The organism is uncultured Turicimonas sp. (assembly GCF_902477955.1).
In the GTDB taxonomy this organism is placed as follows: domain Bacteria; phylum Pseudomonadota; class Gammaproteobacteria; order Burkholderiales; family Burkholderiaceae_F; genus Turicimonas.
In genome coordinates, this window is record NZ_CABSJB010000011.1 from 62,013 (window position 1) to 68,719 (window position 6,707).

9 protein-coding genes are annotated in these 6,707 nt (G+C 42.7%); 1 reads left to right on the plus strand and 8 read right to left on the minus strand.

All coding sequences use genetic code 11. The features are described from left to right. Positions 1–5 precede the first annotated feature (5 nt). The gene (locus RDK53_RS04885) at positions 6–800 is read left to right on the plus strand and encodes a peptidylprolyl isomerase (protein WP_066592719.1); all 795 of its coding nucleotides are present in this window, start codon (positions 6–8) and stop codon (positions 798–800) included. A gap of 34 nt (positions 801–834) precedes the next feature. Here the strand turns inward: RDK53_RS04885 and RDK53_RS04890 are convergent, their stop codons facing one another. The 8 genes from RDK53_RS04890 to RDK53_RS04925 form a co-directional block, all read right to left on the minus strand. Beyond that, positions 835–1,185: an Hpt domain-containing protein gene (locus RDK53_RS04890; protein ID WP_308513547.1), complete on the minus strand. Its 351-nt coding sequence runs from the start codon at positions 1,183–1,185 to the stop codon at positions 835–837. A 40-nt stretch (positions 1,186–1,225) separates the two neighbouring features. After that, the gene (locus tag RDK53_RS04895) at positions 1,226–2,140 is read right to left on the minus strand and encodes a response regulator (protein ID WP_308513548.1); all 915 of its coding nucleotides are present in this window, start codon (positions 2,138–2,140) and stop codon (positions 1,226–1,228) included. After that, positions 2,115–2,285 carry a hypothetical protein gene (locus tag RDK53_RS04900; protein ID WP_308513549.1) on the minus strand — a complete coding sequence of 57 codons (171 nt, stop codon included), beginning with the start codon at positions 2,283–2,285 and terminating at the stop codon, positions 2,115–2,117. The genes RDK53_RS04895 and RDK53_RS04900 overlap by 26 nt, the downstream gene beginning before the upstream one ends. A 230-nt stretch (positions 2,286–2,515) precedes the next feature. Next, positions 2,516–3,076: a hypothetical protein gene (locus tag RDK53_RS04905; RefSeq protein ID WP_308513550.1), complete on the minus strand. Its 561-nt coding sequence runs from the start codon at positions 3,074–3,076 to the stop codon at positions 2,516–2,518. Continuing rightward, positions 3,077–4,012 carry an ABC transporter substrate-binding protein gene (locus RDK53_RS04910; RefSeq protein ID WP_308513551.1) on the minus strand — a complete coding sequence of 312 codons (936 nt, stop codon included), beginning with the start codon at positions 4,010–4,012 and terminating at the stop codon, positions 3,077–3,079. A gap of 281 nt (positions 4,013–4,293) precedes the next feature. Then, complete coding sequence (locus RDK53_RS04915) at positions 4,294–4,620, minus strand: FMN-binding protein (protein ID WP_066592733.1); 327 nt, start codon at positions 4,618–4,620, stop codon at positions 4,294–4,296. A gap of 132 nt (positions 4,621–4,752) precedes the next feature. Further along, positions 4,753–5,712, minus strand: coding sequence for an NAD-dependent epimerase/dehydratase family protein (locus tag RDK53_RS04920; RefSeq protein WP_308513553.1), 960 nt, complete (start codon positions 5,710–5,712; stop codon positions 4,753–4,755). An 11-nt stretch (positions 5,713–5,723) separates the two neighbouring features. Next, the gene (locus RDK53_RS04925; protein ID WP_066592737.1) at positions 5,724–6,482 is read right to left on the minus strand and encodes a TSUP family transporter; all 759 of its coding nucleotides are present in this window, start codon (positions 6,480–6,482) and stop codon (positions 5,724–5,726) included. Positions 6,483–6,707: the final 225 nt, after the last annotated feature.

Genomic DNA, 6,707 nt, shown 5'->3' on the forward strand with positions numbered 1-6,707 from the left:
TTAAAATGAAAAAAACACTTCTTGCCATCGCATTAGCATCACTCGGCTCAGTTACCTTAGCTCAAACAGCATTTTCCGTTAACGGGCAGACTGTATCTGCAAAGACTCAGAAAGATCTCATGGGACAGATTGCCGCCCGCGGAGTAACTGACGTCAAACAGCAGGAAGCCTTGGCAAAGAATCTTATTATTGAACAGCTGGTAATCGCCCAAGAAGCTAAAAAGCAAAAGATTGATCAGCTTCCGCAAGTTAAGGAAGAGATCGAAGCTCTTAAGCAGCGCGTATACGTTAACCAGCTGATTAAGAAGAATCTTGGAGATAAAGAACCGACCGCTGCGCAAATCACTGAACTCTATAAGAAAGCTCAGGATGCCTACGATCCGCATGAAGTCAAAATCAGCCACATTCTTGTAAAAGAAGAGTCCAAAGCCAGAGACCTCATCAAACAAATCCAAGGCGGAGCTGATTTTGCAGCATTGGCCAAAGAAAACAGCCTTGACGCCGGAACCAAGGAAGCAGGCGGTGCATTACCGATGGTCAACATCAGACACTTTCAAATTCCCGGTTTAGGTGAAGCTGCCGCTTCCCTAACTAAAGGTCAGCTTTTGACGATTCCTTTCAAGAGTACTGCCGGGTACCATATCGTCAGACTCGACGATAAGAGAGAAGTTCCATTCCCAACTGAAGCTGAACTCAAACCTCAGCTCGTTAATCTATGGAAACAACAAGCTGCCCAAAACTATTTGGTCAGCTTAGTTAAAAATGCAAAGATTGAACAAGTCAAAGCTAAAGGCAAGTAATCAGCTTTAGCTTTCCGGCCTGCTTCGGCAGGCCTTATTTTTTGATGGCTTCAATCATTTTTAAATATTCCTCTTTGATTTGAGGGAGCATGTCATATCCGGCTTCAGATTCATGCTTTTTAAAATGATTGTCCTGTTCTAGCAAAAGCTGATAGAGCTTTTCCATCCCCAGCGTTGCGCTGATGCCTTTTAAAGTATGAGAAGAAAGATGAGCGAGATCCTCATCTTTGACCGCTACTGCCTTTTCCAAATTTTCAAATGACGGATCCAGACAAAACTTATTAAGAAATTTCTCATACATCGGTTCCATCTGCATGAAACTGTTTAATGCTTTAGTCACATTAATTCCAGCCTCAGCAAGGATTTGTTTTTTGGACTCTTCCATTTTTAAACCTTTCCGGCCGCCTCAGTTTCCTCCCGAAACTTCAGCCATAAACCGCTTGCAGTTCATCTAAATTTTCTTTTACTGCTTTGAGTAAGTGAGAATTGAATTCCCCGAACTCTCCCTCTTCTACTCTTTTCATCGCTTCAGAAAAAGCTCCTTTTCCGCTCTTTCCGGAATTAGCAATTATCGAGTCAATCATAGACGAAAATGCCACCCCTTGTACCCACAAGGGGATGTCCTGATTTCCGATTTTCTCAGAAATATAGTGTCCTTCCATTTTATCTTTTTGGAATTCTGCCAAATCCTTTGCAAGCTCAAACGGCTTAAAGTGACTAACCTTTTGAAGGTCCGTCAGTAACATTATGGCCTTCTTGTTTCTTTCGGAGATTTCTTCCTGCTGTTCCTTATTCGGGTGATCCGAGTCGTTATGAAGGGAAGAATCCTGGGACAGCTTGCCTATGTCCTGCAGAGAAATCGCTTCTAAAACTTCTCTGATTTCTTGATGAGTAAGATTTCCGCCAACTTCGCTCTTCGTTAAAAGGATTCGGGACAGAGCTCTGACATTATGGCTATGGGCTCTGCTGTCTTTTACGCGATCTTCAATAGCCGCTCCGATTGTTTTAATCAGCCCTCGCCCAAAATCTCTAACTTTTTTAGTTTCTTTTTCTAAGAGCTTTTCTAGTATGGCTCGTGTTTGATATAGCTCAATAATTGATTCGACGCGTTTCTGAACAATAAAAGCGGATAACGGTCTCTTAATAAAATCGACAACGCCAAGTTTGAAAGCTTTTGCGGCAAGAGTGTCGTCCTCTTCGGAGGTAATCAAGAAAATAGGCGTTCGCGGTAAGAGTTTTTCTTCTTTTACTTGCTCAAGAAAGGTTAAACCGTCCATTTGAGGCATTAAATAATCCAGCAAAACAGCATCAAGTTCACCTTTTTTTCTCTCGAATAACATCAAGAGCCTCTTTGCCGTTTGAAGCAATGATAATCGGATGAGCAGAGAAAATAATAGACAAAATCTCGCAGTTGAGCTCATTATCATCAACGATCAAGATGGTGCCTTTTTCTAAGGTCATAGCGGACAGGTCATTTTGTAACATGTTCACCTCCCTTTTTACTTATTGAAGTCCTCTCGAGGGAGCGACAGAACTTTATCTCCTGAGATGATCTGATTGTAACAAAGGAAAGAAAAATAAAAGAGATTTGCCAAGAAAATCACAAATGTTAGTGATCTTGGAACAAAATCAAACTTTAAAATTTCTTTTATAAACAATGAGAAGCCATCAAAATCATAATATTAATGACGGCTATTTGTTAGGGAAAATCACTACTATTTGTTCGAAAATCTTTCGTCCAATTTACATGGTTCAATACGCAAGAAAGGATCTGAAGAAGCAATGAGTTTGCCGAGCACTGAAAACTTATAGGCCAGATAGTTAGCGTGTTCTACTTCGGTTTTGCATCCTTCTTGTTTGGCTGCCACTGCCTCAAACCATTCTTTATCAAAAATTTCCGGAGACAGCGTGTAGGCAAAACATTTATCTCTATACCCGATTTCAAAATACATCGAACCGCCAGCAGGAGAAGGAGGTGCATCTTTCGGTGCTTTATTAAGGTCAAGGATGTATCTTCCTCTTGTGACCGCCCTAGTCACTAGCTCAAAACCATCCACGACGTCGGAACCCGGGAAAGAAGAAAGAATATAAATCTCATGTCTCATCGGCGGTTCGTTCGGAGAAAGATCTTTAAAGGCTCGGCTTAACAACTTCATGGTTACGCCGCTCGCAATCAAACCGCGCGGACCGGAATATCTCATTAAATCTTCAAGCTGAAAAACCAAGGTGCCCTCGGGCTCTCTGACCTCGACAAAATTTTTCATTTGAAAATACATTTACTTCTCCTTTGCAACCGGCAGCACGATTTCTTCTACCGGGACGGTTTTCTTAATAAAACCGTAGTCTTTTAAAAACTTCTGAGTTTTTTCCAGCTGTGCTATATCATCCGGATTTAAACGAGAATAATAATGGTATGCAGAGGCTAGTTTGCTTCCTAACTGTTCCGGTATACCCAACTCAGAGACACCGATTTTAACGGCTTCCTGTTTATTCTCATTAATCCATTGAACCGCTTTATCCTGAGCATTAGCGATTTTCTCCAGAGCTTCAGGATATTTTTCAGCAAAATCTTTGCTTACTGCCATCACGAGATTAACGCCGGTAAAGTCCTTAGCGTTAGCAATTTCTTTGGCTCCTTCTTGCTTGGCTTTTTCCAGCAAAGCCCCTCCTAAGAGAGCGCAGTCAACTCTGCCGGTAAGTAGTGCAGTTAATGCCGCCTGCTGGCTCATTCCAATGAAATGAACACTGCGTTCAGGAACTTTTTCTTTATTTAAATAGTCGGCTAAGAGCTGATGCAAGGCGGTACCCTTAGGGCCGGCCACAGTAACCTCAGCTCCTTGCGCCGGTTTCTTTCCGGACAGGGTTACCAAGCCGAAAAGCTCGGAAGGCCTTCCAACGCCGGCAATCACTTTTATTGGATTGCCATTAGCATTTGCTAAAACCAGTGAAGAGAAATTCATCACCGAAGTCACCTGAGCTGAATTGCTGGCTAACGCCTGACCCTGCTTTCCTCCCTGCGTAAGAGGAATCCAGTTAATTTTGACCTTATCTTTGGCGAACTCTTTTTCCAAAAGATTCTGTTTTTTCATCACGATATTCTGCAGGTTAAACGGCGCTTTAACGTAGAGAATATCAATGGTATCGGGCACTTCTGCATTTGCTGATGTCAGCATAAAGCCGCACAAAGAACAAGCAGCTAAGAACTTAAGCATTTCAATTATTCCTTTTTCTCGTTGCTCGTATTCTATCCAATCAGAGAACCTTTCGAGAAAAGTAGGAAGCATTGAAATTTGTAGTCTTCTCTTCTGCAATGGCTTATAGGAGACGCAGCGCATTCTCTACTCTGCGGGAACAGACGGAGGGGATGAAGAAAAGAAAAACCGAGGAGAATTTGCTTTCCGCCCCACATATTGAATTCAAGCAAAGTCTCCTTATCTAACAAAAAATCCCCCAGTGGTTAGCTGGAGGATCCTTGTCTCAGATGACCGAGAAATTACTGAGCTTTTGCTAAAGCAGCGTTAACGGCAGCAATAATACCCTTAGAAGAGTTTGTAGCGCCAGCGATTGTTTCGAGGCCCTTTGTACCGTCATTCTTAACGATTTCAGGGATCAAGTTGTCGATCGGAGCCTGAATAATCATGTCTGTTTCTGTGTGCTTCAAGACTTTAACGTCAGCAACTTTACCGCCTTTGACTGTAACAGCAACGGTAATTTTGCCGTGGTTGCCTTCACCTTCGCCTTCGAAAGTGCCATCTTTGTATGCAGCCTGAGCAGCAGTCATAAGACCAACGCTAGCTAACAAAAGTACTAATTTTTTCATCGGAAAATCTCCATACTTGAAATAATTTTTGCTTAGGGCATAAGTACCCTAACCGCAATAATTTTATCTATTTTTTGAGGAGATACCATTTTTCAAACTACAAGTTGAACTGAAAAGAAAAGAGATGTGTTCTCAATTGTATTTTTCTGGAACTACATTTTTCAGCATGTCTTCCACCATGGCATCGAGCAGATATCTCGGCTTCCAACCCCACTCTGTCTCCGCACAGCTCTGATCCATGAAATCAGGCCAGCTCTCTGCAATTCCTTGACGAAGAGGATCAATTTGATATTCGATTTTGAAATCCGGCTTATGTCTTCTTATTGATTCAGCTATTTCTTTGGGAGAAAAACTCATGGCCGTGACATTGAAGCTGTTTCGATGAACTAACTTGGCAGAATCCGCCTCCATAATCTCTATTGCCGCCCGTATCGCATCAGGCATATACATGAAGTCCATTTTTGTATCCGGCCCAATCGGACAAACAAACTTTTCCCCTTTGACAGCTGAATAGAAAATATCAACCGCATAGTCGGTTGTGCCCCCTCCCGGAGGAGTTGTGTAAGAGATTAGGCCCGGGAACCTAACGCTTCTGGTATCAACAGCGAATCTTTTGAAGTAATAGTCTGAAAGCAACTCTCCGGTTACCTTGCTTACGCCATAAATCGTCGTCGGCCTCATGACGCAGTCCTGAGGCGTGTTGACCTTTGGAGAGCTTGGTCCGAAAGCACCGATAGAACTTGGCGTAAATACCGCACAGTTGTATTTTCGAGCAACTTCAAGAACATTAAGCAAACCGTCAATGCCAACGTGCCAGGCGTTTACCGGATCCTTTTCTGCGGTTGCTGAAAGAACGGCCGCTAGATTGTAGATAGTGTCAATTTGATATGTCTCGACAATCTTCTCGAGCGCATCTCGATCAAGAATATCAATCTCTACGGAAGGTCCGGTCTTTTGTAAATATTCCGGCACTGATCTGCGTTTTGTGTAACCGGCATAGACAGTACCCGAATTACCTAAATGTTCTCTCAGTGCTGCAGTTAATTCTGTACCTATCTGACCGGTTGAACCGATTATTAATATATTTCTCATGGGTTAGGTTTCTAAAAGAATCTGTAAATAAGGGAGCCCATTAATAGGACAAGGACAACATACAAAATATTTCGTACGAACTTACTTCCGATTTTAATCGCATAGTAGGCCCCTACTCTGTTGCCAATCATGCTGGAAATTGCGCATGGAATTGCAATGGAATAAATAACGGAGCCGCCTGCTGCAAAAGCCAGGTATGCACCGAAGTTAGCAGCCAAATTAAAAACTTTAGCCGTCCCCGAGGCCTGCACCATCCCCATCTTTAAAAAAACATGGAGTGCAATTAAAAAGAAAGTACCTGCACCGGGACCGAAAAATCCTTCATAAAGGCCGACGATTGTTCCGATTAAGCAAACCCGAAGCCAGAAACCTTTTTTTGGCATTTCTCCTTCATCAAGTTTGAAACCGCCGGAAAAGATAGTCAGCAAAATTGCCAAAGGCAGCATGATGACAATAACTTTTCCCATCATTTCATCAGGGACGAGCAATGCGAGTTTACCACCCGTTATCGAGCCTATCATGGACGTAAGGATGCCGACCGGAACAACTCTCATTAGGATTAAGTTGCCGCGCCAAAAAGTCCAAATAGCAGCTAAAGAACCGATACTGGTTGCTAGTTTTCCGGTACCGAGAGCCATGTGCGGAGGAACTCCGCACAGCAAGAGAGAGGGAACAGTGACAAAACCTGCGCCGCCCGCAATTGAATCGATAAAGCCGGCCACAAAAAAGGCCAAAACACAAATAACTATGACAGTGAAAGAGACTTCCATCTTTTTCTCCTTTGTGTCTTTTATTTTTGTGGATTGTAATCCTACTGTAATAAAAGAAATCTTTTGTTGCTTATTTCAGGAGAAAAAATTTTTTTGAACTCTCGTTATAGGCCTAGAGCATCAGAGGAATTTGCACTATGGCGTTACAGCAAAAAATTGACATCCTCCTCTTCGTGAACGAAGAGGATTCCCTACCACCACTACAACAGCCGTAGCCTATTGTTG

Bases quoted from the DNA above. Each gene is read 5' to 3' on its own strand.
- RDK53_RS04885 (WP_066592719.1), top strand. From the start codon at position 6: ATGAAAAAAACACTTCTTGCCATCGCATTAGCATCACTCGGCTCAGTT.
- RDK53_RS04890 (WP_308513547.1), bottom strand. From the start codon at position 1,185: ATGGAAGAGTCCAAAAAACAAATCCTTGCTGAGGCTGGAATTAATGTG.
- RDK53_RS04895 (WP_308513548.1), bottom strand. From the start codon at position 2,140: ATGTTATTCGAGAGAAAAAAAGGTGAACTTGATGCTGTTTTGCTGGAT.
- RDK53_RS04900 (WP_308513549.1), bottom strand. From the start codon at position 2,285: ATGTTACAAAATGACCTGTCCGCTATGACCTTAGAAAAAGGCACCATC.
- RDK53_RS04905 (WP_308513550.1), bottom strand. From the start codon at position 3,076: ATGTATTTTCAAATGAAAAATTTTGTCGAGGTCAGAGAGCCCGAGGGC.
- RDK53_RS04910 (WP_308513551.1), bottom strand. From the start codon at position 4,012: ATGCTTAAGTTCTTAGCTGCTTGTTCTTTGTGCGGCTTTATGCTGACA.
- RDK53_RS04915 (WP_066592733.1), bottom strand. From the start codon at position 4,620: ATGAAAAAATTAGTACTTTTGTTAGCTAGCGTTGGTCTTATGACTGCT.
- RDK53_RS04920 (WP_308513553.1), bottom strand. From the start codon at position 5,712: ATGAGAAATATATTAATAATCGGTTCAACCGGTCAGATAGGTACAGAA.
- RDK53_RS04925 (WP_066592737.1), bottom strand. From the start codon at position 6,482: ATGGAAGTCTCTTTCACTGTCATAGTTATTTGTGTTTTGGCCTTTTTT.